Annotated in this window: 21 protein-coding genes; 3 read left to right on the top strand and 18 right to left on the bottom strand. The window is 65.7% G+C overall.

Features of this window, described 5'->3' with window-relative positions; translation table 11 throughout:
- The first annotated feature begins 220 nt into the window (after window positions 1-220).
- Window positions 221-997, top strand: a complete 777-nt coding sequence (locus Q4G14_RS01355; protein ID WP_303359924.1) for a hypothetical protein — start codon at window positions 221-223, stop codon at window positions 995-997.
- 52 nt (window positions 998-1,049) lie between these two features.
- Here the strand turns inward: Q4G14_RS01355 and Q4G14_RS01350 are convergent, their stop codons facing one another.
- The 5 genes from Q4G14_RS01350 to Q4G14_RS01330 form a co-directional block, all read right to left on the bottom strand.
- Window positions 1,050-1,841 carry an ABC transporter ATP-binding protein gene (locus Q4G14_RS01350; RefSeq protein WP_303359923.1) on the bottom strand — a complete coding sequence of 264 codons (792 nt, stop codon included), beginning with the start codon at window positions 1,839-1,841 and terminating at the stop codon, window positions 1,050-1,052.
- Window positions 1,834-2,820: an iron ABC transporter permease gene (locus tag Q4G14_RS01345; RefSeq protein WP_303359922.1), complete on the bottom strand. Its 987-nt coding sequence runs from the start codon at window positions 2,818-2,820 to the stop codon at window positions 1,834-1,836. Before Q4G14_RS01345 ends, Q4G14_RS01350 begins: the two co-directional genes overlap by 8 nt.
- Window positions 2,817-3,809: an iron ABC transporter permease gene (locus tag Q4G14_RS01340; protein ID WP_303359921.1), complete on the bottom strand. Its 993-nt coding sequence runs from the start codon at window positions 3,807-3,809 to the stop codon at window positions 2,817-2,819. The genes Q4G14_RS01345 and Q4G14_RS01340 overlap by 4 nt, the downstream gene beginning before the upstream one ends.
- Window positions 3,809-4,744 carry an iron-siderophore ABC transporter substrate-binding protein gene (locus tag Q4G14_RS01335; RefSeq protein WP_303359920.1) on the bottom strand — a complete coding sequence of 312 codons (936 nt, stop codon included), beginning with the start codon at window positions 4,742-4,744 and terminating at the stop codon, window positions 3,809-3,811. Before Q4G14_RS01335 ends, Q4G14_RS01340 begins: the two co-directional genes overlap by 1 nt.
- Window positions 4,745-4,893: 149 nt before the next feature.
- Entirely contained in the window at window positions 4,894-5,046 is a 153-nt protein-coding gene (locus Q4G14_RS01330; protein ID WP_303359919.1) for a hypothetical protein, read from the bottom strand.
- Window positions 5,047-5,099: 53 nt separating this feature from the next.
- On the opposite strand from Q4G14_RS01330, the gene Q4G14_RS01325 reads away from it, so the two are divergent.
- Both Q4G14_RS01325 and Q4G14_RS01320 read left to right on the top strand, forming a co-directional pair.
- Window positions 5,100-5,231, top strand: coding sequence for a hypothetical protein (locus Q4G14_RS01325; RefSeq protein ID WP_303359918.1), 132 nt, complete (start codon window positions 5,100-5,102; stop codon window positions 5,229-5,231).
- Window positions 5,228-5,422: a hypothetical protein gene (locus tag Q4G14_RS01320; RefSeq protein ID WP_303359917.1), complete on the top strand. Its 195-nt coding sequence runs from the start codon at window positions 5,228-5,230 to the stop codon at window positions 5,420-5,422. Before Q4G14_RS01325 ends, Q4G14_RS01320 begins: the two co-directional genes overlap by 4 nt.
- A 215-nt stretch (window positions 5,423-5,637) precedes the next feature.
- Here Q4G14_RS01320 and tagF read toward each other — a convergent pair whose 3' ends face one another.
- The 13 genes from tagF to Q4G14_RS01255 form a co-directional block, all read right to left on the bottom strand.
- A complete protein-coding gene (tagF, locus tag Q4G14_RS01315; protein ID WP_303359916.1) occupies window positions 5,638-6,939 on the bottom strand; it encodes a type VI secretion system-associated protein TagF in 1,302 nt (433 codons plus the stop codon).
- Window positions 6,936-10,397, bottom strand: coding sequence for a type VI secretion system membrane subunit TssM (tssM, locus tag Q4G14_RS01310; RefSeq protein ID WP_303359915.1), 3,462 nt, complete (start codon window positions 10,395-10,397; stop codon window positions 6,936-6,938). The genes tagF and tssM overlap by 4 nt, the downstream gene beginning before the upstream one ends.
- Window positions 10,394-11,830: a type VI secretion system protein TssL, long form gene (gene tssL / locus Q4G14_RS01305; protein WP_303359914.1), complete on the bottom strand. Its 1,437-nt coding sequence runs from the start codon at window positions 11,828-11,830 to the stop codon at window positions 10,394-10,396. The genes tssM and tssL overlap by 4 nt, the downstream gene beginning before the upstream one ends.
- Window positions 11,827-13,167 carry a type VI secretion system baseplate subunit TssK gene (gene tssK, locus Q4G14_RS01300; protein WP_303359913.1) on the bottom strand — a complete coding sequence of 447 codons (1,341 nt, stop codon included), beginning with the start codon at window positions 13,165-13,167 and terminating at the stop codon, window positions 11,827-11,829. The genes tssL and tssK overlap by 4 nt, the downstream gene beginning before the upstream one ends.
- Entirely contained in the window at window positions 13,164-14,294 is a 1,131-nt protein-coding gene (locus Q4G14_RS01295; protein ID WP_303359912.1) for a hypothetical protein, read from the bottom strand. The genes tssK and Q4G14_RS01295 overlap by 4 nt, the downstream gene beginning before the upstream one ends.
- The gene (tssG, locus tag Q4G14_RS01290) at window positions 14,278-15,270 is read right to left on the bottom strand and encodes a type VI secretion system baseplate subunit TssG (RefSeq protein ID WP_303359911.1); all 993 of its coding nucleotides are present in this window, start codon (window positions 15,268-15,270) and stop codon (window positions 14,278-14,280) included. Before tssG ends, Q4G14_RS01295 begins: the two co-directional genes overlap by 17 nt.
- Window positions 15,267-17,045 (bottom strand): type VI secretion system baseplate subunit TssF, encoded by a 1,779-nt coding sequence (gene tssF, locus Q4G14_RS01285; RefSeq protein WP_303359910.1) that lies wholly within the window; start codon window positions 17,043-17,045, stop codon window positions 15,267-15,269. Before tssF ends, tssG begins: the two co-directional genes overlap by 4 nt.
- Window positions 17,038-17,526, bottom strand: a complete 489-nt coding sequence (tssE, locus tag Q4G14_RS01280; RefSeq protein ID WP_303359909.1) for a type VI secretion system baseplate subunit TssE — start codon at window positions 17,524-17,526, stop codon at window positions 17,038-17,040. Before tssE ends, tssF begins: the two co-directional genes overlap by 8 nt.
- A complete protein-coding gene (locus Q4G14_RS01275; RefSeq protein WP_303359908.1) occupies window positions 17,519-18,316 on the bottom strand; it encodes a type VI secretion system accessory protein TagJ in 798 nt (265 codons plus the stop codon). Before Q4G14_RS01275 ends, tssE begins: the two co-directional genes overlap by 8 nt.
- Window positions 18,313-19,725 (bottom strand): type VI secretion system contractile sheath large subunit, encoded by a 1,413-nt coding sequence (tssC, locus tag Q4G14_RS01270; RefSeq protein WP_303359907.1) that lies wholly within the window; start codon window positions 19,723-19,725, stop codon window positions 18,313-18,315. Before tssC (Q4G14_RS01270) ends, Q4G14_RS01275 begins: the two co-directional genes overlap by 4 nt.
- Window position 19,726: 1 nt before the next feature.
- Complete coding sequence (gene tssC / locus Q4G14_RS01265; RefSeq protein WP_303359906.1) at window positions 19,727-21,205, bottom strand: type VI secretion system contractile sheath large subunit; 1,479 nt, start codon at window positions 21,203-21,205, stop codon at window positions 19,727-19,729.
- Window positions 21,205-21,714 (bottom strand): type VI secretion system contractile sheath small subunit, encoded by a 510-nt coding sequence (gene tssB / locus Q4G14_RS01260; protein WP_303359905.1) that lies wholly within the window; start codon window positions 21,712-21,714, stop codon window positions 21,205-21,207. The genes tssC (Q4G14_RS01265) and tssB overlap by 1 nt, the downstream gene beginning before the upstream one ends.
- A 98-nt stretch (window positions 21,715-21,812) precedes the next feature.
- Window positions 21,813-22,520 (bottom strand): ImpA family type VI secretion system protein, encoded by a 708-nt coding sequence (locus Q4G14_RS01255; protein ID WP_303359904.1) that lies wholly within the window; start codon window positions 22,518-22,520, stop codon window positions 21,813-21,815.
- Window positions 22,521-22,575 lie beyond the last annotated feature (55 nt).

Here is a 22,575-nt window from a genome sequence, read left to right as displayed (position 1 = left end):
AGGAAGAACCTTCAAGAGAACCCGAGTAAATTAATAAGATTAATTTCCCCCCTTGTCAAAGGCCCGAAAAGGGTCGCTGCGCTGCGAAAAAGGCCGTCAGATTACGCCGAATCATATATCCGTGATTGACCTTTCCTGAGTTTTTTTGTTAACTTTTGACAGGCACCGATCCGGCACCTTCCATCCCCAAATCCAACACATCAGTTCCAGTGGAGGAACCATGTCCAGATTTACTCTGGTGGCAGCCGTCGCGCTGACCGCCACGACCGTTTCTGTCACTACGGCACAGGCCAAAACCCTTGTTACCGGCGGCGATGTCACGGTCGAACTCACCTATTCGCTAAGCCAGCATAACCTGTGGGGCACGGCTGCTTCGGGGTCGCCCGCAGCCTATGTGAACAGCGACGGCAACCCCGTCCTGACCTTCCCGGTGCAGGCAACCCGCAATGGCCGCGCCGGGCCTTGGACCAGCGGCAGCCAGGTCCTTGACGATGGTTATCAGTTGTATCTGAACGGCGGCGTTTATCTGTATGCCACCGATGCCGCCGGCAACGAACTGGAATCCTTCGACGCCGACGGCAACCGAACCTGCTGCCGCAACGCACTGTCGCGCGCCAGCGGGCCAAGCAGCTTCTCGATCAACACCGTGACGGGCGAAGTGAACGCGCAGGTCAACGGCGTTTCCCGTGATGGTGCCGAGTTCATGATTGGCGCGGCAGTTGCCGGCGGTTATGAGCTGCTGGTGACCGAGTCGATGGCCGGGCTGCTGAACTATGCCTACAGCGAATACAACAGCCAGTGGTTCCCGCTCTATGCAGAGTGGATCGCGGCCGGCGGCTCGCCGCTGGCGTTGCAGGCGGGTGACCGGATCGGCACCATTTCCTATGACATCCAGGTTGCTCCGGTGCCGGTTCCCGCCGCGCTGCCGATGCTGGCTGGCAGTCTGGGCCTGATGGGCTTTGTCGCCCGTCGTCGTCGCCGCAACAAGGCCGCCTGATTTTATTCGCGTAAACAGTTTCCCGGCGCCGTTTCGCAGACGGCGCCGTTTTTCATCTTGCCGAGGCGCGGGGCACGCACATCGGCAGGCCGGTTTCAGGGTCGGGCATCACGCGCACGGCGACGCCGAACACGTCCTGCACCGTGTCAGAGGTCAGCACATCGGCGGGCGCACCCGCAGACTGCACCTGCCCGTCGCGCAGCAACACCAGATGATCGGCGTATCGCGCCGCCTGATTCAGATCGTGCAGCACCGCCACGACGGTCGCGCCACGGCTGCGGATCAGGGCGCGAACAAGGTCCAGCAGTTCGATCTGATGGGCCAGATCCAGCCATGTCGTCGGCTCGTCCAGCAGCAGGATGTCGCCCTGCTGGGCCAGCGCCATCGCGATCCAGGCCCGCTGACGCTGACCGCCCGACAGGCTGTCCAGTCGCCGGTCGGCAAGGTCCGCGACCGATGTCAGCGCCAGCGCCTGTGCCACCGCCTCGCTGTCGGCGGCGGTCCATGCGCCAAAGAGGCCGCGATGGGGGTAACGGCCCTGACGCACCAGATCGGTGACAGTCATGCCTTCGGGCGCGGTCGCCGATTGCGCCAGAAAGGCGATACGGCGGGCGACCGCTTTCGAGGGCAGCCGCGTGATGGGCGTGCCGTCCAGCGTGACCCGGCCGGCGCTCAGCGGCAGCAGCCCCGCCAGCCCGCGCAGGATCGTCGATTTGCCCGACCCGTTCGGCCCGATCAGCACCGTGAACCGGCCACGCGGGATCGACAGGTCCAGCCCGGCCACGACCGGCACCGCGCCATAGTCGATGCAGACCCCGTGGGCTTGCAGATCCGTGTCAGTCATGGCGTCGTCTCCACAGCAGCCAGCCGAAAAACGGCGCGCCCAGCAGGGCGGTGAAAAGGCCGACCGGCAGTTGCATCGGCGGCATCAGGTTGCGCGCGGCAATGTCGGCGGCCAGCACCATCGCCGCGCCGATCAGGGCACTGGCCGGGATCAGGGTCGCGTGACCGTGGCCGTGGCCGATGATCCGCCGCGCGATATGGGGCGCGGCAAGACCGACAAAGGCGATCAGCCCCGATGCGGCGACCGCCGCACCCGACAGTGCCGCACAGATCAGAATCGCGCCCGCCCGCACCAGCTCGACCCGCTGGCCCAGACCCCGCGCAACGGTGTCGCCAAAGACGATCAGGTCCAGCTCTCGGGACAGCAGCCAGGCGACAGCCAGCGGCGGCAGGGACCACCGGGCCAGCATCGCCACCCTTTCCCAGCGGCTGTCCTGCAAACTGCCCGCCAGCCAGACCATCGCGCGCTGCACCGCCGGTGGATCGCCAAAAGTGGAAATGAAGCTGGCCCCCGCACCGGCAAAGGATGCAAGACCGACCCCGATCAGCACGATCCGCAGCGAACTGGACCCTTCGCGCCACGCCAGCACCTGAATGGCCACGGCCATCATCAGCGCCCCCGCAAAGGTCAGCACAGGCATCGCCGATTGCGGCAGCGCATCGGTCCAGACGATCATCACCGTAGCGATCAGCGCCGCACCCGCATTGATCCCCAGCAGGCCCGGTTCCGCCAGAGGGTTGCGCATGACCGCCTGCGTCACCGTCCCCGCCACGCCAAGCGCCGCGCCGACCAGCAGCGCCATCACCGCACGCGGCAGCCGCAACCCGGCGACGATCATCTGCGAGGCCGGGTCAGCGGCTCCGGCAAGACCAAGCGCGGCCAGCACCTGCCGTGGCGGAACCGGCCGGTCGCCCAGCGCCAGCGCAGCCAGAAACAGCAGGGCGGTCAGCAGGATCAGCGCGACGAACAGGCGCTTCATGCGGCGGCTCCGATCCGGCTGCGGGCCAGCCATATGAAGAACGGTGCCCCGATCAGCGCCATGCTGACGCCAAGGGGCACATCGGTCCCCCATAACGCGCGGGGCATGGTGTCGGCCAACGCGGCCAGCCCTGCCCCGCCAACGGCAGCAAAGGGCAGGATCAACCGGTAATCCGGGCCAAGGCACAGCCTCGCCAGATGCGGCACGACCAGCCCGACAAAGCCCAGCGGCCCGGCAATGGCGACTGCGCCGCCCGCCAGCGCCACGACCAGCAGGCCCGCGACCGCCCGCCAGCGCGCCGGGTTCTGGCCCAGCATCCGCGCGGTTTCAGCCCCAAGGCTCAGCGTGGTGAACTGCGCCCGCAGGATCAGCGCCGCCAGCAGCGCCAGCAGCAGCCACGGCAGGACCGGCATGACCTGCGCCATCGTGCGGTTCCTCAGACTGCCCGCCGTCCACAGCCGCACCACGTCCAGCGTCATCTGATCCAGGATCAGCACCGCCGCCGTCACCGCGCCCAGAAAGGTGGACACGACCACCCCCGCCAGCACCAGCTTGAGCGGCGTCGGTCCGCTGCGCCCCGTCGCACCAAGTGCATAGACCAGCGCCGCCGCCGCCCCGGCACCCGCAAATGCCGCCCACATCAACGCGCCGCCGGCATCCGTCCCGGTCAGCGAAATCGCCGTCACGACGGCAAAGGCCGCGCCCGAATTGATCCCCAGCAATCCCGGATCGGCCAGCGGATTGCCCGTCACCGCCTGCATGATCGCGCCCGCCACCGCCAGCGCCGCCCCTGCGGCCAGCGCCGCGATCAGCCGCGGCAGGCGCACGCCCTGCACGATGATGTCGGCGCGGTCATTTCCGGGCGACCACAGCGCCTGCATCGCACGTCCAGGCGAGATGTCGGACGCCCCCGCCGTCAGCGACCACAGCGACAGCAGCACCAGCCCGGCGCACAGGATCACAAGCCAGATCAGGGGAAATCGCGGCATCACCTGGGGTCGACGATATAACGCTCGATATCGTCCAGCACGCGGTTGGCAGAGGCGAGACCGCTGAACTCCATCCATGTCGCGGCCTCGATCCTGTGCAGATTGCCGGATTCGACGGCGGGCAGCATCTGCCACAGCGGATTGGCCAGCACCTCCTCATGCCGTCCGCTGGTGTCAGAGTCATTGGTGCCGCCGACGATATACAACAGCGTATCGCCCGAAAGCTGCGCCAGTTCTTCCCAATCGGGGCGCTTCATCGACAGGCCGGGATCATCGGTCGTCTCATAGGCGGTGCGCCGCACCCCGGCCTCGCGCAGGATGGCGAAGGGGGCATAGGCGACCGGACCATCCAGATAGACCTGAAAATCCCATGGCGTGATGCGCAGGATCGACACGGTGCGGTCCTGCGGGACACGGGCGCGGATACCCTCCAGCCGCGCCTGATAGGCGGCCAGTTCGGCGTTGACCCGATCTTCGGCCCCGGTCAGCCCGGCCAGCAGGCGATAGAAGCCCTGCCAGTCCACATCGGTATAAAGCAGCGTCGGCGCAAGCTGCGACAGTTGCGGATAGATCGCCTGCGCCATGGCCTCGCTGCCTGGAAAGCCGACGATCAGATCGGGTTGCAGCGCGACGATGGTTTCAAGGCTGGGTTCGGTGATGAACCCGGTCGAGGTGACGCCCGCCGCCTCGGCCCGCGCCTTCAGGGCCTCATCGCTCATCCGGTCGAGGGGCGCGCCGACGATGGGCAGGCCCACGTCCAGCCCGATACCAAGACCAAAGCCGAAATCCATCACCACCACGCGCAGAGGTTTTTCCGGCACACAAAGCGGGCTGGCATGAACCTGATCCGAGGTGACGGTCCGTCCGTCGCAGGCCAGTGCGGAACCGACCCCGGCCATCAGGGCAAACAATCCTGCTGGAATGATACGTCTCACCTGTCGGTCCTCCGAATGCGCGGATTGACTTATAATTTAAGTAAGGAATTATCCGGCGGGCAGCAACGGGGCAAGAGGCCGCGTGCCAGCCACAGGCCGATCAGGGCATTGGGCAAAGCACCCATCGCCTCACCCAAGCTGCGCCCCTGTCACAGCCAACAAACCTTTGTGTCCACGATTACCGTATCCGCAAAGCCGCAGGTCTCGACGATGTGCGCATCCACGATCTGCGCCACACCTTCGCCTCGGGTAGTCTGCTGGTTGGCGAAAGCCTTCCGGTAATCGGCAAGCCTCTGGGGCATACGCAGGTGCACGCTATGCCCATCTGGTGGTCAACCCGCTGAAGGCCGCAACCATGAATATCTCTGACAGGCTGGTTGGCGCTCTGCTCGCTGCACCGCCCCAAATCGGACAGGCTGATGCCTCGACCGGAGGCGCGGTCAACACACTGGATATTGTCAAGAAGCTGCGTGATGACGCCCCGTGACCTTTCTTCTTGATGTCAACGTCCTGGACGCCCTGATCGTCCCGAATCATGTCGCCCATGACCGGTTTGCCAACATCGGACAGCAAAGCCGGGCCACCTGCCCTATGATCGAAACCGGCGTCATCCGCATTCCGGGCACCCGAACTCGCCAGGGGCAACTGCCGCTGTTGTCGATATTTCTGGCCCGATGAGATCGGTCTGGCGGATGAGGCACCGATAGATCCGGGCAAGAGTCTGACCGCCGGTCTGGTCACCGATACCTGTCTGCTGGCATTGGCGAAAAGCGCAGTGGGCAGTTGGCGACCTTCGACCGGAAGCTGTCGATCACGGGCGGAAAGGCTGCGCTTTATCAGGTTGTGTTATTAGGCTGCCTTGCCCGGAAAGAACGCCACCGGCACCCCGAACCTCACGCCTTCTCACTCACGAACACCGCTGCTGCCGAGACACTGGCGGTTGTGCCGGCGATGAGGGCGTTTTGGGTCAGGGTTTCGGCGGCGCTATCGGGGGTGCGGGCATTGGCCAGTGTGCTGGCGATTTCCTCGTCGCTCAGGGCCTGGGTGATGCTGCCGGAACACAGCAGAAAGCGATCCTGGGCCAGCAGCTCGCCGCCGGACTGATCCGGGGAAAGCTGCTGCCCGATCCCAAGCGCGCGGGTCAGGACCGATGGCAACCGGCGGTCGGTATGGTCGCGCGTCAGCAAGGACAGTGTGCCATCGCGCAACAGATAGGCGCGGGTATTGCCCGCCCACAGGATCGCGAACAGATGCCCCTGCATCAGCAGCATTGCGAATGACACGCAGGGCGGGTCGGCCTGTCCGACCCCGGCGCGCAGCAGGCTGTTGGCGGTGCCGATCCGGCCTTTTGCCCCCGCGATCAGGTCGTTCATCGACAGTGGATCGTCGATCCCACGAAACGTATCAGCAGCCACCTGCACCGTATGAGCCGGATTTTTAACCGCACCGATCCCGTTCAGCAAAGTGACAGCCTGCGCATCACGATTAACCACGATCTGATCTGGCGGGACAAGCTGCCGTGACGATTTGCGAACGGCTTTGCCGATACCGATCTCCAGCGGATTTCGAACCGGGGAAGGCGCGGGCAATCCCTGCCCTGCCCCGGACCGGGTGGCCAGAAACAAGGCGCCAAAGGCATCGGGCGGGGGCATGTGTTCCAGCGCCATTTGCGCCCCCTCGCCCGCGCCGGTCCACCACAGCGACCCCGCCTCGGCCTGCGGGTCATCGGGCGGCAGAACCGAGGCGGGCAGTTCCAGCCGTGCAATCTGTTCATCGAACCAACTCAGGGAAAAACGCGGGTCCAGCGTGGACAGCGCCAGTTCCTCGGCCGCATCGAACCATGTCGCCATCCGGGCCAGATCAGCCGCGGATGCGCGCAGACCGGGGACCGGCGCGGCGATGACCAGCGGAAAGTAACGCCCGGCGCGGTCTACGCTGGGCATCATCACCCCGATCAAGGCATCGGGACCGAACAGCCCCGGCGTGATCGCCATCCGCCAGACCGGAGCAACCAGAAAGGCCGGCAACCAGTCGCGGCCCATGCGGTTCTGACTGTCGCGCACCGATTGCCGCAGCCAGCCGTCCAGACGATCGGTCAGCGCAAGCGGCAGGCCCCGAAAGACGAAATCGCCCTGCGTCGGCACCTTGCCGAAATAGCCCGCCTTGACGGGACCGGGGATGGCCGCGCCCCTCACAGCCGGTCCGGGCAATGGAACTGTTGCAGCGCATCAAGGCTGAACGGGTTGTTCACGGACCCGCCGGTGATACGCATGTCTGCCGCGCGGTTGCCGATGCGGAAGCGGATGTCGAACTGATTTTCCGACACAGGCGTCACCTGCCCCAGATCCATCAGGCGGAAGGGTGCCCACGGGCCGGTCGTCTGCAAACCTTCGTTGCGCGATCCGGGCAGCAGGGTCAGTTGCGCCACCTCGCGCGCTGTAACGGGCCATGTAAAGCTGCGTTCGCGCGTGCGGTTCTGTCCGTAATAGGAACTGATGTCGCCGATCTCGATCAGCGCGACATCGGCGTTTTCCAGCGAGATCAGGTCGAAGGAATAGGCCACCTGCGGCCCGCTCGCACCAGAGGGAAAGAACGCCGTTCGGATCGCGGCGGCGCGCTGGAATTGCGCCAGCGCGGGGCTTGCTTCGCCCGTGGTGCCAAGGCCGCCGCTCCACCGCCACGGATTGGATGCCGTATCGACAAGCCCGCTCAGGTTCTGGTCAAAGAAGCGCTGGAAAACGCCATCGGGACCAAAGATGCGGGTGAAATCGGCGATGGTCACATCATGCGATGCGCCCGGTTCAAAGGGATAGCGGCCCTCGGTCGCGCGGCGGCATTCGCCATAGCCTTCGCTTTGCCACAACTGGTTCAGCGAACTGCGCGCATTGGCGACCGAGGCTTCGCCGATGCGGGCTGCAAGGCCGACGATCCACTGATCCGCCGGCACAGGCAGGCGCTGCCCCTGGGCCAGCATGTCCTGCACCGCGCTCATCAATGCGCCGTCAGCGGCAAAGATTTCCGCCGTGCGGGCATCGCTGGCGGTGGCGCGGCTGATCTGCTGATAGATATTGTCGAACAGCGGCTCCATCGGGGTAAAGATCGTCTCGCCGCTTTCGCCCTGCGGTTCCAGCCCGCGACGCAAGGCGGCAAAGGGGTCGGGCGCGGCCAGCGGGTCAAAGGCCAGCCCGGTCGCCGACAGAGCGGCGGTTGCCGATGACCCCGCCAGCGATGTTTCCTGCGCGATCTCGGTGGCCAGCCGTTGCAGCGGGCGGCTTTCGGATGCGGCGGTGGCGATCAGGTCGGATGCGGCGCGCAGGTCGGCGGCCTCGCGGATGGTCAGGTCGGACAACAGCGCCTGCCACTGGCGCGAAAAGTCATCCCAATACAGCGCCACCGCATCCGCCGCGATGTCGCTGGTGGCGCGGGTCGGCGCGTTGGCAGCAGTGCCAAGAACCCAGCCTTCGCCCGCTGCGGTTTCCGCCAATGCGGTGATCTGCGGCAGCACGACCCGCTGATAACCGCTTTGGGTGAACAGCCGCGCGATCCCCTGATCCAGCGGCGCGCCCGAGGCGCGGGCGAACAGCCGCGTCCCCGAGGGGCCAAGCGCCGCCGCCGGGGTCCATTCCCCCAGATCGCGCGCGGCGCGGCGGCTTTGCAGCATGTCATAGGCCCGCTGCGCCGGGTTATGCGCCCCCAGATGCGCGCGGGTTTCTGCCACCAGCGCATCATCGACGGCCATCACCGGCAGTTGTCCGTGGTCCAGCATCGCCGCCATATGCTGCGCCAGTTGCAGCCGCGTCGCCTCGCGGCCCGAACCGGGATAAAGCGCGGCAAAGATGTCTTCGGATTGCAGCAACAGCCCGTCGGGATCAATCGGACCAAGCCCTGCCAGAGACAGGTAATGCTTTAACGTCTCGAACGCCTGATCGGGCGGCAAGTCCGGCTGCTTCAGCCGGTTTTGCAGCGCCACCATATAGCGGGGCAGCAGATAGGCCCCCAAGGCCCGGTCATATTGCTGGCGGAACGAGGCGACCAGCGTATCCTCGCGGTCCAGACCCGGCGCGATGCGGTGCAGCGGCACCGGCGCATTCTGATCTTGCGTGGCAAAGGCCACCGGCACATCGGCCAGGGCGTCCAATGCAGGCAGCACCCGCAGGAAATCGGTGTCGGCCACCTCGCGCACCGGAATGGCGGCGGCCAGATCGCGATAGCGGCCAAGGTCCAGATTGATCTGGCTGATCGCCCTTTGGTTCACGACATAGCTGGACAGCCACGACCCGCCCAGCAGCAGAACCAGCGCCGCCAGCGCGCCCCAGCCAAGGCCCTGCGCAATCCGCCGCCGCCGTGTGCTGCGCCGGTCATCGGCGACAAGCCCCGCCTCGCCCAGAATGACATCGCGGAACAATCGTTCGACGAAATAGCTGCGGTTCATCGACCGCGCGCCGCCCAGTTCCTGCCGGAATTCGGCCTCTTGCGTGGCCGAGGCAAGATAGATCCCGCGCAGCAAAGGCGGCTCGACCTGCCCGGTGCCCGAGGACAGTTCCTCGACGATCTCGCGCAGGCTGTCATGCAGCGCCGAAATCTGCGCCGGGAAACGGAACACGCGCCCGCGCCGGTCAAGGTCGATTTCCTGTTGCAGCCGGTCCAGAAGCTGATCGTTCAACCGTTCGGTCAGCGCGTGGTATTCGCGCGAAAACACGGCGGGCAGATCGGTGCTGTCGCGGGTTTCCTGATAGGGGAAGGTGATACCCCAGACCTGCCCGCGCGCCTCGTGGCCCAGACGTTCGAAAAACGGCTGGAACCCGGCCAGACGGTCGGCCTTGGTCAGCACGATATAGACCGGAATACGCACATCCAGTGTCGCGGCCATTTCCGCCAGCCGCTGCCGGATGGCGCGGATTTCGCGCAGACGGCCCTCGGGCGGCTGGTTCAGCAGATCGGTCAGCGAAAGGGTCAGGATCACGCCGTTGACCGGCTGCATCCGCCGCCGCTGGCGCAGCATTTTCAGGAAACCGGCAAAGCCCGCCTTGTCGCGTTCGTGCCCGCTGTCCTGCGTGGTATAGCGCCCGGCGGTGTCGATCAGAATGGCGCGGTCGGTGAACCACCAGTTCATGTTGCGGGTGCCGCCGACACCCTGCACCGGCTCGCCGCCCAAGGCGTCGCCCAAGGGGAATTTCAGGCCGGAATTGGTCAGCAGCGTGGTTTTCCCCGCCCCCGGCGCGCCGATCATCAGATACCACGGGAATTCATAAACATAGCCAAAGCGGCGGCGTGCGACCTTGCGCATCATCGCCATGGCGTCGCGCAGGCGGCTGCGCAGCTCGCCCACTTCGGCGCGGGTTTCGGCCTCGGCACGGGCCTCGGGGCTGTCGGCGATCTCGTCGATCAGCCTGGCGTCGGCGCGGCGGCTGCGCAGCCAGGACACCAGCGCCCAAACCGCCCATAGCGCGATCAGAACGGCAATCGCGATCAGCCGGTTTTGCACCGATGCCAGCGGGGCGACATCGCCCCAGACAAGGCGCGGGCCGAATATCCAGATCAACGCGGCAAGGGCCGCAACCCAGACCAGCGCCGCGAACCGATGCCCCACAACGCTGATATAGCTGTCCAGCGTTGACCGGAACGACGTCCACATCCCGACAAAGTTCATCATGGTGCAACCTCCGGCGTCAGACCGCCCTGTTCCAGCAGCGCGGGCGGCACGCGGGCGCCTGCCTCGGCCACCAGAATTTCGGTCCGGCGATTGGCCTCGCGGCCTTCGGGGGTCGAGTTGGTGGCAATGGGCCGGGTCTCGGCCTCGCCGCGAATGGCGATCCGGTCGGCAGGAACATAGTTCAGCAACAGATCACGCACGGCAGAGGCCCGCGCGGTGGACAGGTGAAAATTCGACGGATAGGCAGCCGTGCGGATCGGGATATTGTCGGTATGGCCCAGAATGGTCACATCGAAATCCTCGGCCGCAAGGGCCAGCCCGATGCGCTGAAAGGTTTCCAGAAACTGCGGCTGAATCTCGGCGCCTCCGGGCTGGAAGGCCCCGGCATTGGCGATCCGCACCAGAACCGCATCGCCATCGCGGTAAAGGCGGACCAGCCCTTCTTCCACCTCGGGCTGAAGAAAGGCCACCAGCGTGTCGATGGGGGACGGGCCTGCGGGTTCGGTTTCTGCGACGACGGGTTCCGGGTCAGGCTCGGGTTCCGCGACGGGGGCCGGTTCGGGAATGAACAGCGAGGGCGTTTCACCCGGCGGCAGGCTGACCATGGTGGCCACGGTGCGATCCGATATGCGCCCCAGCAGCAGATTCAGCGTCACGAACAGCCCGCACAGCGCCAGCACCGCCAGCCCGGTCAACAGCCAGAACAGCCGCCCGCGCCGCAAGGGGCGGTGGCCCATATCCTCGCCCTTCCAATGCGGGGACAGGTCTTGTTCGGGCACACCGTATTGCTGGCGCAGCAGGTGATAAAGGCTGTCGCGGATCTGCGCCAGTTCCAGCGCGCCGCGCGCGGAAACGCGGGTGCGCCCCTCGAACCCCAGCGACAGGCACAGATAGATCAGCAGCAGAATATCGCGGTTGCTGCCGGGACGAGACTGGAAATGCGTCAGCAGGTCGAACACCTTGTCGCCGCCGGTCACATCGTGGTGAAAGGTCGAGACCAGCCCCTGCTGCTGCCAGTCACGCCCCCACGAGGTATTGCGGATTACATCGTCCAGCGTGGCGCAGATCACATAATGCGCCGCCCGCGCCTGTTCGGGCAGGATACCGGCGCGGCCCAGATTGCGTTCATATTCCCGCACGGCGGTGATGATGTCGCTGCGCAACGCAGCCAGATCGGGGGCACTTTTGCGGTGGCGCAGCGAATGGGCAAGGTTCAAAAGCCCCGCCGCATCGCCGATCATCACCGGAAAATCACGGCCCTCAAGCCGAAAGCCGCGCATGATCGCCTCGGCGGAAAAGCCGTCCTCGGGCAAGGTGGGGGCCTGTAGGGGCTGTTCGGGCAGGGCTTCGGGCAGTCGTCGACCGGGGGTCGGCAAAACGACGCGCGGCCCGCCATCGGCAAAATCGTCATCCATGGTGCCGCCGCCGGTCATGAGCGAATACCCCACAGTTCCATCTCAAGGCCGGGGAAATCGGCGGACAGATGCAGGGCAAGCGTGCCCGACTGGATGATGTCGCGCCAGATCTCGCCGCTGTTGTCCAGCTCGAAATAGACGGTGCCGGATTGGAACGGCAACTGGCGCGGCGCGACCGGCATCGGACGGATGCCAAGGCCGGGCAGCGCGACATTGACCAGCTCTGCGATCCGTTCGACCGAGCCGATCTTGATCTGGTTCGGCAACTGCCGGCGCAATTGTTCGTGCGGCATTTCGGCCCGCACGGCCAGCACCAGCCCCGCCCCCGCCCGCAGTTCCGCATCGGCCAGCAGCGCCACGCGCACACCGTGGCGGCGTTCCTCCAGCGGGATGGCGATGGCCGACTGATCCAGCACCGACGACAGCGAGCGGCGCAACTCGTCCATCAGCGGGCCAAAGCAGGCGGCGGGGTCCATGTGATCGTAATCGGGCAGTTCGGCCGGCAGACGGGTGCTGGCGGTGAAGGTCGCAAATTCGCCCGCCAGCGCCGCCAGATCACGCCAAAGCCGTTCGGGGTGCATCTGCCCCGCCTGCGCCGCCAGATGCGACAGCAGGGGCGTGGCACGGTTCAGCAATTGCAGCATGAAATAATCGCCGATTTCAGCCGATCCGCGCATGGAGGGGTCGCCCGCCCGCCGCGCGATGGCAGCAGCGCGGTGGCGGACAAGGCCCAGAATCTCGGTGGCAAAGCCCAGCAGGCGCGGCGACAGGGCCAGATTCAGCGCAGGCGGAATCATGTCTTCGTCAAGCTGCACCGACAAATCCGCGCGGACTTCGGTAATGCGGGCGACGGGCAGATATTCGAACCCGGCCAGTTCGTCCCCTTCCAGCCGCAGAACCGGCGTCAGCCGCCCGACCGCAACCGGCGCGGTCAGGGCGCTGTCAGCATTGGCATCGGCGGCGTCATAATCGGATGGAGTCAGCCGCGCCGTCATCACACCGGCGCCGCCGCTGCCGGCAAACTCGGCGCGGTCGGGGCGGCGCGCAGGCAGGCACAGATAGACCAGCCGGTCGGTCAGCCCTTCGCCAAGGTGCAGCGGCGCGGGCAGATCGGCCTGATCGGGGGCGCTGATGGCGGTGCCATCGGGCAAGATCGCCGCAAACGAGGTCAGCGCCAGCCGCCCGATCCCCAAAGCCGCACGATCCAGCGAAAGCTGCGCGAACCCCCATGGAAACGGCGACAGCGGCCGGGTCAGGTCGCGCACCAGCCGTTCGGTCCAGCGGTCGGCCTGCTGGAAATGCTGCACACGCAGGAACATGCCTTCGGTCCAGACCACACGGTTTTCGGTTTTCATCTGTCATCCTCTGTCTGGTCTGACCATGTCTGTTCAGGCTGGCCCGATGCCGCGCGCAAATGCCGGATAAAGGCCGCATCCGACAGCGGTGCGGGCTGATCGGGTGGCGCAAAGCGGGTCTGATATTCTTTCCAGCAGGCAGCGGCGGGGCTGATCCGCCCGGCCAGACCGCCTGCCGCGGATACGCTGGCACTGATCGAGCCGGGGTCAAGCCGTGTGCGGGCATCTGTCAAAGCCGCGCGGCAGGCCGCCGCCAAAGCCTGCTGCATCGCGATGATCCTGTCGCGCCGCTGCATCAGCCCCTGCCCGCCATCGTCCCCGCCCGTCATCGGTGGCAGCGAGGTGCCCGGCATCACGCCCAGATCCGCGAACTGGCGGCGCAGGTCATCCTCGATCCGTTCCAGCGCCGTCAGCGCCAGCACAAGCTGCGCCTCGTGCCGGGCCGATATATCCGGGTCGGGCGCGGGCCAATGGGCCGCAGGATCAGACAGGGCCGGGCGCGGGTTCACATTGATGCGCCCCAGCGAAGCCGCCGCCTGATGGCTGCGGTCGGTCAACTGCCCTGCATCATCGGGCATATCCGCCGCCCAGTTGTCGGGCAGGATCGGCCTTTGCCCGGCAGACAGCGGGGATTGATCCGGCGCGAAGGCACGGGGTTGCTGCCAATAGCGTTCCGATGCCGGGCGGTGCTGCGCCGGGATGTCCAGCGGGCTGTCGCCGCTGTCTGCGCCCGGCAACGGGCCTGCCGCCGCCTCGCCTCCGGGGGTGACATCAGACAGGATCGCGCTGATCGACAGGGCCGCATCCCCGAAACCGGCCTGCCGATAGGGCGCTTCGGGCTGGATCAGAACCTGCTGGCCCGCCACGATCAGCATCGCGCCATACCCCAGCGATGCCGCACGTTCCCCCAGCAGAGCGCCGTCAAGGGTGACATTGCCCGCGCCGGTCGCCTCGATCCGGTCGCCGGGGCCGCGGTGCAGCGTTGCGGTGCCGTCAGCCACATCCGGGGCCGCGCGCAACTGCCAGGTCGCAGCGGGATCGGTGCCAACGGAAAAGGGCCGGTCCAGATCGGTGATCCGGGCCGCCCCCGCCTGCGGGCCGCCCCGCAATTCAAGCCGCAACCGCATCGGCACCTCCGTCAGACAGGGGCGGGCGGATGATCGCGTCAAAGCTGTCCTGCCCCGCCGGTGCGACCCGCGCCCATGTGTTCCAGCCCAGACGCGGTGCCCCTGCCCCGCCCAGACGGGTTTCGGGGATGTCACGGCGATCCAGCACGATCTGAATGTCAAAACCGATGCCCAGCGGCATATAAGCCCGCGCCAGCGCGATCACCCGGTCAAGACGGGGCTGCCCCGGTTCCAGCGACAGAAAGTCGGCATAGCGCACCGGCCCGATAACCAGCCTGCATTGCCCGGCCCGGTCAGGCACCTGCGCCCCGGCAGTTGCATTATGCCCCAGTTGCAGGCCCGGCCCCATGCGCGACCGCTCGGGGTCAGGGATGTCGCGCCAGACCAGCCGGAACTGTTCCAGCCGCACGGGCAGGCCCAGTTCGGCCTGCACCATGACCCGCAACCCGTCGGCATTGCGCGTGCGCTGCGCCAGCAGCCCGGCAAAGCGCAATGTTTCGTCCTCGGGCAAAGGCATTACGGCGGGCGCGGCATTGCCAAAGCCGATCAGCGCCCGCAAGGCTCCCAGAATGGCGTTGTCACCCGACCGCGACCAGCGCAGCAGAGCCGCCAGATCGTATTTGCCCGCCGCCGCGACGAACAGCCCGGTCAGGCGGTCGGTGAACAGATCCAGAAACGCCGCCATCCCCCCGGCCCGGCGACGGCGCTGCGTGGCGGCGATCTCGATATAGCCGGGCGGCAAAGGCGACAGCGGGCCGATATAGCTGAACAGATGGCTGCTGACATGGACCGCACTATCGTCAACCCAGACCTGTTCCACGGCAAGCGGGGCCAGCGCGGATTCCGGCCGCGCGGTGATGCGCAGCGGCAGGCCGCGCGCGCGGGCCTCGGCGCGGGCAATGCGCAGGGCGGTTGCCGGCTCGAAATTCTGCGGCGCGGCGCACAGGTGATCGAACAGGGATGGGGCGGCGCTCATATCAACGCCTCCTCGCCCGCGCGGGGGGCAAAGCTGGCCAGAATGTCGCTGCGCCCGGTCTGCTTCAGCATCAGGCGGGTGAAGCTGTTCAGCGTGGTATAGCAACCCAGAAAGCGATCCAGCATAGCCCCAAAGAAAACAGCGGTTGCCGGGTCGATCGCATCGGCATCAAAGGTCAGCGTGATGTCGGTTCCGGGCAGCATCACCTGCCCCATACGGGTAAAGCCGGGACGGGCATCGGTTGCGGCAATGGCGTCGATCAGGCGCGCCGTTTCGCGGCTGTCGCCGGGATCGTAAAGCCGCAGGATATTGCGCAGCACCTCGACCCCATCCCCTGTCAGCGACTGATGGTTCAGCGACAGATGCGAGATCAGCCCCCAGGCGCGATCCTCGGGCAGCGCGACACGGCGCGGCGCGGTCGGCGGGATCAGGCAGGCGACGGCGGCCACATGATCGGACCCGCTGCGCATCGACAGGCGCGGCTGACCGCCGCCAAAGGGCAGCTTGCGCGGCAGGTCGGCATTGGTGGCCAGCACCTGAACGCTGGCGGTGCGGTGGTTCGGCGGCAGGGCCTGATTGCGGCTGTCCACAAAGGCCAGCGAGGTCGCCCCCGGCCAAAGCCCCGGATCATCGGCATGGCGGCGGATTTGCCAGAAAACACCCTCGGCCCGCCGTTCAGTCAGCCGGTGGAAATAGGGTTTGGCCGGTTGCAACTGACCATTATCGGACGCCAGCGTGACATGGCGCACCGAATGCACCGCACGGGTCGCTGGCCTGCGGGCATCGGCCATCAGCGGATACAGGCTGCGGCTGCCGTCCAGCGTGATCGGCTCGGCCTGCGAGGGGAACAGGTTGACGGCGGGGCTGGCGAACAGCGCAAACGACGACAGATCAACCTGCCGTTCCAGCGCGCCGGGCGGTTGGCTGAAATAGATATAGATGTCCTGACGGTCGCTGCCGGTCAGCGGGCCGGTTTCCAGATCGAAGAACAGGAACTTTTCAGGCAGAGCAAAGAACTCGGTCAGGGTGCGATAGCCGCGGAATCCGGCGTCAGGCCAGGGCAAAAGCGCCTGATCCGCGGCGTGCCCCGAAGGTTTCAGCGCGCCGGGCGGCAGATGGTGCGGTTGGTCGTCATTGCCGTGCAGCGCCAGCGAAACACCGGTGCAGGACTGATGCAGCAGTTGAAACAGCGCCATCGCCTGCGGATGCGCCCCGGCCAGATACAACCGCAGCCTGCTGACGCCCAGATCGGCCAGCCGCGCCTTGCCGGTGGGGGCCAGCGTCAGCCGCAGCGCCCCCGCCGCATTCAGCCCCGGCCGGGCGGGTGCCTCGACCGGGCGGTTCATCATCTGCACGGCGGCAATACGCAAGGGCGCCAGTTCCACATCCTGCGTGATCGCAAAGCGCACCTGATCGCCCTCGATCTGCCCGGACAGGATTTCAGTGCCGCGCGGCAGGGTCTGCACCGCGTCCATCGCAGGCGAGGGGGTAAAACCCACGACCGTCATCGAGGGCAGCGGGGCCAGATAATGCGGATACAGCGTTTCCAGCAGCGCGTCGCTTAATTCGGGCAGGCTGTCATCCAGCTTTTGCCGGATGCGGGCGGCGGACCACGCAAAGCTTTGCACCAGCCGTTCGACATGCGGATCGTCCGAGACCTCGCGCGACAGGCGCAGACGGCCCGCGATCTTGGGGAAAGCATCGGCAAACCGCTGCGCCCGGCTGCGCAGGGCATCCAGTTCCTCGTTATAGAAATTCAGGAAACGGTTAGCCATGCCGCCCCTCGGATACGGAAAACCGCCCGCCAACCGGATCGACGCGGCTTTCAAACAGGATCGGCGGCAGGCCGGGGCGCATCCGGTATTCCGCCGAAATACGCAGATGCAGGCTGCGCCGTTCGGGGGCCGCGTCATCTTGCAGCGTCACGGACAGGTTTTCCAGACGCGGTTCAAACAGAGCGATGCGGCGTTGCAGATCGGTGGCAAAAGCCTGACGCTGGCGCGGCGTGACCAGCGGTGCGGAAAAGAAATCCCCAACGCCGAACGACAGCAGGCTGTCATCAAGCGCAGACAGACCATCTGGCAGGCTTTCGGCCCGGCAGCGGGTGTTCAGCAACATTTCCAGATCGCGGCGCAGCGCATCGCGCAGGGCAGCGGGCGTCGCCGCCTGAGGCGTTGGGGGATCGCGGTCCAGATCGGGATCGAAGTCGATCAGCCGATCCAGCAGCGCCGGTTGCTGCAACTCGGGTTCAGCCATCGCCCCCCCCGAAGCCGATCGTTTCGGCAGACAGAAAGCCCTGCATCTCGTCGCCCGCCAGCCATGCCCGCTGACCTTGGCCGATCATCACGCCATGGCTTTCGCTGAAACCGGTTTCGCGGCCCAGTTGCTGTGCCGGGGTTTCGGGGAACGGATAGATCGCGGGCAAGACCAGATCAGCCTCGGCACCATCGCGCAGCGCCACCCGCGCAGGCCGCAGCACCAGATCCAGAGGGCTGGCCACCGGGCGCAAGGTCATGCGGGCGATCCTGGCCATGTCGATCCACATGTAATTTCCGCCCGCCGACACGGCCTCAATCGCATGAGGCATCCGGTCGTCCAGATCGCGCAGATCATCGACAGCCGCGCCATTCCACTGGCCGGGGCGGGTGCCGCGCAGGGTTTCCAGCGTCTCGAACGCCTGCGCCACCGCCGCGTCGTCGCCTGCGCGCAGCGCGATGTTCAGCGCGACGGCGGCCTTGTCGGCATCAGAGGCACCGCCGGGAAAGGTGGGAACAGCGCCGTCCCGCCACCACGCATCCCGCGCATGAAGCCCGCGCAGATGCTGGCGGAACAGGCCCAGCGACACCGCCTCATCCGGGGCCAGCCGCGCAGCCATGCTGGCCTGTGTTTCGGCACGCGGCAAATCGCCTTGCAGCACCGCAAGCGAGGCCAGCAACTGGCGCGCCGTTACATCCTGCGGGTATGCCTTGACGGCGGCGGCGGCAAGGCTGGCGGCCTCATTCAGCCGGTCTTCATTCAGCGCGGCGGTGATCGGGCTGGCAGTCATGCGGGTGTCCTTTCCGGGGCAAGGCGATGCCCGCTTGCGGTTTCGGCAATCAGGTGAAAGCTGGTCGAGATGTCGTCCAGCTGAAAATGCGGTTGCAGATGGATGGTGCAGCGATAGGCGCCGGGACGGCCCGCGACCTCGGAAATACGCACGCCCGCGTCACGCAGCGGATACTGCGCCTTGAGACTGGTCGAAGCATCGTCATTGCCCAGACAATAATCGCGCAGCCAATCTTGCAGCCGCGACTCGATCACGGTCGGATCGCTGACCGAGCCGATCTCATCACGCATGATAACCTTGAGGTAATGCGCGAAACGCGAGGTGCACAGCACATATTGCAGCATCGCCGCCAGCCGCGCGTTCTGGGTGGCGACCGGATTGTCATAAGACTGCGGCAGATGCAGCGAGGGCGTGGCATAGAACACCGGCTGCGGGTCATGGATCAGCGCCGACAGCGGGATGATGCCAAGCCCGGTCATCGCCTGTTCCTGCAAGGGTGTCGGGCGGAATTGCAGCGGCGGCTGCGCCGACAGCCCATGCCGGTCGGTGCCGTAATCGAACCCGGCAAAGCCCGGCACGCGCCCGCCGCCACTGTCATCCTGCGGCGCGCCCCGGATGGCGGCAAACCATGCGCTGTCCAGAAACGCCTGAATCACCGTCGCGGCAAAGGCGAATGCGCCACCGATCATCAGCGGCGGGGCGGCTGGTTCGTCATAGGTGAAGCCATCAACACGCCCCCGGCCAAAGCGGCGATAGGCGGCGCGGATCATCAGCCCCGGCGCGACCAGCCCCAGAAACCGGGCATCCTCGCTGCGGCGCAGGCCGTTCCAGCGGATCATGCCGGGATCGTCACGGAGCGGGGGCGACAAATCGGATTCGGCACCGATTTCGGCATAATCGGCAAAGCCAAAGCTCTGCGCGGCGGCATTCATCACCACCGGGCAAAAGGCCGCCGCCGCAACCGCAGCCAGCCGCCGCAGGATTTCCACCTGATCGCCACCAGCTTCCACGCCGGGGCGGGCCGCGACCTGATAATCGCCGACCAGCAGCCCGAACGGCAAGCCGCCGGGCATCCCGAATTCACCATCATAGACCAGCCGGAACAGGTGGCTTTGGTCGAAATCGGTGCTGCGTTCCAGATTGCGGCCAAGCGCCTGCCAACTGACATCCAGCACCCGGACCTGCACACCCCGCCCGGTGCCGGCCTGCGCAACCAGCATGGACAAGCCACGCCAGCGCGCCTCCATCGCCCGGAACGCGGGGGCGTGCAGGATGGCGTTCAACTGATCCGTCACGGATGCGTCGATGGCGGCAATCAGCCGGTCGATTCTTGCGGCGAGATCCCGCCACGCCGCAAGCCCCGGATCATCCGGCAAACCCGCCTCGACGAAAAGAGCCGAGGCGGCCATGTCAGCTCTTCTCGGGAATCCTTGCGACCATGCGCAGCGCAGTCGTCAATTCTTCCATCTGCAACCACGGACGCAACCAGGCGACAGCGTTATAGCTGCCGGGCTTGCCGGGGATTTCCTCGACCGTGACCTTGGCCTGACGCAGCGGATATTGCGCGCGCATTTCCGGCCCGGCACTGTCATTGGCGTTGACATAATTGTTGATCCAGCGGTTCATCCAGGCCTCGCAATCCTCGGCCTCCATGAAGGAACCGATCTTGTCGCGCCCGATCACCTTGAGATAATGCGCAAAGCGCGAGGTCGCCATGATATAGGGCAAACGCGAGGAAATGGCGGCATTCGCCGTGGCCTCGGGGCTGTCGTATTTCTCGGGCAGATGCGCGGTCTGGGCACCAAAGAACACCGCGTAATCGCTGTTCTTGTAATGGCACAGCGGCAAAAAGCCCATCGCCCCCAATTCGCTGTCGCGCCGGTCGGTGATGCCGATTTCCGTCGGGCATTTGATGTCGGTATCGCCCTGATCGGTGGAAAACAGATGCGTCGGCAACCCGTCCACACGGCCGCCGTTTTCGGCCCCGCGGATGGCGGTGCACCAGCCGGTATCGGCAAAGGCACGGGTCAGGTTCGTGCCCATGACATAGGCGGCGTTCATCCAGCAATAATTGTTATGCGGAATACGGTCGCCCTCGAAGCCCGCGGCTTCGTCATAGTCGAACTCGTCCACCATGCGCCCGTCGGCACCATAAGGCATCCGTGCCAGCACACGCGGCAGGGTCAGGGTGACGAAGCGGGAATCATCCGATTTGCGGAAGCTGCGCCATTTCGCATATTCGCTGCTGTCGAAAATCTTGGCCAGATCGCGCGGGCGCGACAGTTCGGTGTAATCATCAAAACCGAACATCTGCGGCCCTGCGGCCGAGATGAAGGGGGCAAATGCCGCCGCCGACACCTGGCTGATGCCTTGCAACGTTTCCAGATCGTCAAAGCTGTTGTTAAATTCGTAATCGCCGATCAGCGCACCGATGGGTTCGCCGCCGGGGGTGCCGAATTCATCCTCGTAGATCGCCTTGAACAGACGCGACTGGTCGAACTCGACCGCTTTGGCCAGATCGCGGCCCAGCTCGCGCTTGCTGGCATTCATGACGCGGATTTTCAGATTGGGGCCGGTGTTGCTTTCCATCACCAGATGGTGCAGCCCGCGCCAGCTTCCTTCCAGCCGGCTGAACTCGGGCGACTGCATGATCGCGGCAAGCTGGCGCGAGATCTTGGCGTCGATCGCCTCGATCGCCTTGTTCAGCGTGATCGTCAGGTTGCGGTTATAGCTGACGGTGCCCGACAGCGCCGCTTCGGTCAGATTGCGCAGCAGCGCCTCGGTCTGGTCGGGCGCGGTCTGGCGGGTGGCGCTGATGACCTGATCCAGCAGGCTGCCGTCTTGCGCCACGCCTGCGGCGGCGGTCTGATCTTGTGTCTTGGTTGCCATCAGGCTTTCCCTCCGTCGCGTGCGCCCAATTCGTCCATCAGACGGCGAACGGCATCGTTATCTTGCAGGATGTCTTCCAGCAGGGTTTCCAGATCCTCGGAACGGTCGGCCTTGGCCATCAGGTCGCGCAACTGGTTGCGGCTTTCCAGCAGCTTTTTCAGCGCCGGAACCTGAGCGGCGACCTGCGCCGGTTCGAAATCCTCAAGCTTGGAAAAGGCCAGATTGACGCGCATCGTCTCGTCCTGATCGGACAGGGTGTTTTCCACCTCGATGCGCAGGCCGGGGGTCATCCGGGCCATGACGGCATCAAAGTTTTCCTTGTCGATCTGCACAAAGCTGCGTTCGCCGAAGGGCTTGAGATCCTCGGTCGGGTTGCCCGAAAAATCCCCCAGCACGCCGACCACGAAGGGAAGCTCTTTTTCCAGCAATGCGCCCTCGGTCTCGACCTCGTATTTGATGTGGACACGCGGTTTGCGCACCTTTTCCAGCTTCTTGTGAACACTTGCCATCGCGGCCTCCTGTAAAGGTGAAATGTTTACCTTTGTTCGTTAACAATCTGTGCCATGCCGAATGAAGGCACTCAATATTCAAACGCCTGACGGCGCAATCATTCCTCTGGATCACTGCTGTCGGGACTGCGGATTCCCGCGTTGGTCATAAAGGTTTCGCGCGCGCCTTCGTCGGGCACAAGTTCCCGCAGCAGGGCCATAAAGTCCATTCTGCCACGGCGAACGAGGGTTTCCAGTGCAAAACCGATGGGTGAGTGCGGTTCAGCCTGACGAAAATAGGCGGAAATCCGCAGAAGCTGCGCGAATGCTTCTTCGCGCGAGGTGATCGCACCCGCAGCCACGGCCTGATTCGCGGCTGGCACCGCCTGATCGACGATTTCCGGCGCGGGCGATTCGGGCAGATTGGCCAGGCGGCGGATGCAGCGTTCCGTATCGGCCAGAACCTCGCGAATCTGCGCCAGGGGGGGCGCGTTCGCGCCAAGCCGTTCGGTCAGCAATCGGTCCAGCGTATCCAGTTCCGACTGTGCGGCACGAACATCGGCAAAGACCTGCGCCATTGCCGCCGAACCCGCCGCCGCCATGGCTGCGGCAAGCCGGTCCGGCGATTCCGAGGCGGTCCAGAGCGAGTTTTCCCCCCAGCCGCTGCCAGGAACCAGCGGGATCAGCCGCAGCGGCTGGATCAGCGCGCCTTCGCGCCCGATGCCGTTCAGCCCCGCCAGACCGGCAAAGGGATCGTCGCCTGCATCCTCGGGGCGGGGGTGCAGGTCGGTGCCGAAGGCGCTGACAATATCATGGATCAGCCGCAAGCAAGCCGCGATTCCTGCGTGGTTATTGATGCGTGTTTCGGCTTCTGTGAGCCAG

This window comes from Paracoccus sp. (in: a-proteobacteria), from assembly GCF_030538755.1.
Classification (GTDB): Bacteria; Pseudomonadota; Alphaproteobacteria; order Rhodobacterales; family Rhodobacteraceae; genus Paracoccus.
This window is presented reverse-complemented; position numbering and strand designations above follow the sequence as displayed.

Coding starts and splice junctions, on each gene's coding strand:
- Q4G14_RS01355 (WP_303359924.1), top strand. CDS start 221: ATGTCCAGATTTACTCTGGTGGCAGCCGTCGCGCTGACCGCCACGACC.
- Q4G14_RS01350 (WP_303359923.1), bottom strand. CDS start 1,841: ATGACTGACACGGATCTGCAAGCCCACGGGGTCTGCATCGACTATGGC.
- Q4G14_RS01345 (WP_303359922.1), bottom strand. CDS start 2,820: ATGAAGCGCCTGTTCGTCGCGCTGATCCTGCTGACCGCCCTGCTGTTT.
- Q4G14_RS01340 (WP_303359921.1), bottom strand. CDS start 3,809: ATGCCGCGATTTCCCCTGATCTGGCTTGTGATCCTGTGCGCCGGGCTG.
- Q4G14_RS01330 (WP_303359919.1), bottom strand. CDS start 5,046: ATGCCCCAGAGGCTTGCCGATTACCGGAAGGCTTTCGCCAACCAGCAG.
- Q4G14_RS01325 (WP_303359918.1), top strand. CDS start 5,100: ATGAATATCTCTGACAGGCTGGTTGGCGCTCTGCTCGCTGCACCGCCC.
- tssM (WP_303359915.1), bottom strand. CDS start 10,397: ATGATGAACTTTGTCGGGATGTGGACGTCGTTCCGGTCAACGCTGGAC.
- tssL (WP_303359914.1), bottom strand. CDS start 11,830: ATGACCGGCGGCGGCACCATGGATGACGATTTTGCCGATGGCGGGCCG.
- tssK (WP_303359913.1), bottom strand. CDS start 13,167: ATGAAAACCGAAAACCGTGTGGTCTGGACCGAAGGCATGTTCCTGCGT.
- Q4G14_RS01295 (WP_303359912.1), bottom strand. CDS start 14,294: ATGCGGTTGCGGCTTGAATTGCGGGGCGGCCCGCAGGCGGGGGCGGCC.
- tssG (WP_303359911.1), bottom strand. CDS start 15,270: ATGAGCGCCGCCCCATCCCTGTTCGATCACCTGTGCGCCGCGCCGCAG.
- tssF (WP_303359910.1), bottom strand. CDS start 17,045: ATGGCTAACCGTTTCCTGAATTTCTATAACGAGGAACTGGATGCCCTG.
- tssE (WP_303359909.1), bottom strand. CDS start 17,526: ATGGCTGAACCCGAGTTGCAGCAACCGGCGCTGCTGGATCGGCTGATC.
- Q4G14_RS01275 (WP_303359908.1), bottom strand. CDS start 18,316: ATGACTGCCAGCCCGATCACCGCCGCGCTGAATGAAGACCGGCTGAAT.
- tssC (WP_303359907.1), bottom strand. CDS start 19,725: ATGGCCGCCTCGGCTCTTTTCGTCGAGGCGGGTTTGCCGGATGATCCG.
- tssC (WP_303359906.1), bottom strand. CDS start 21,205: ATGGCAACCAAGACACAAGATCAGACCGCCGCCGCAGGCGTGGCGCAA.
- tssB (WP_303359905.1), bottom strand. CDS start 21,714: ATGGCAAGTGTTCACAAGAAGCTGGAAAAGGTGCGCAAACCGCGTGTC.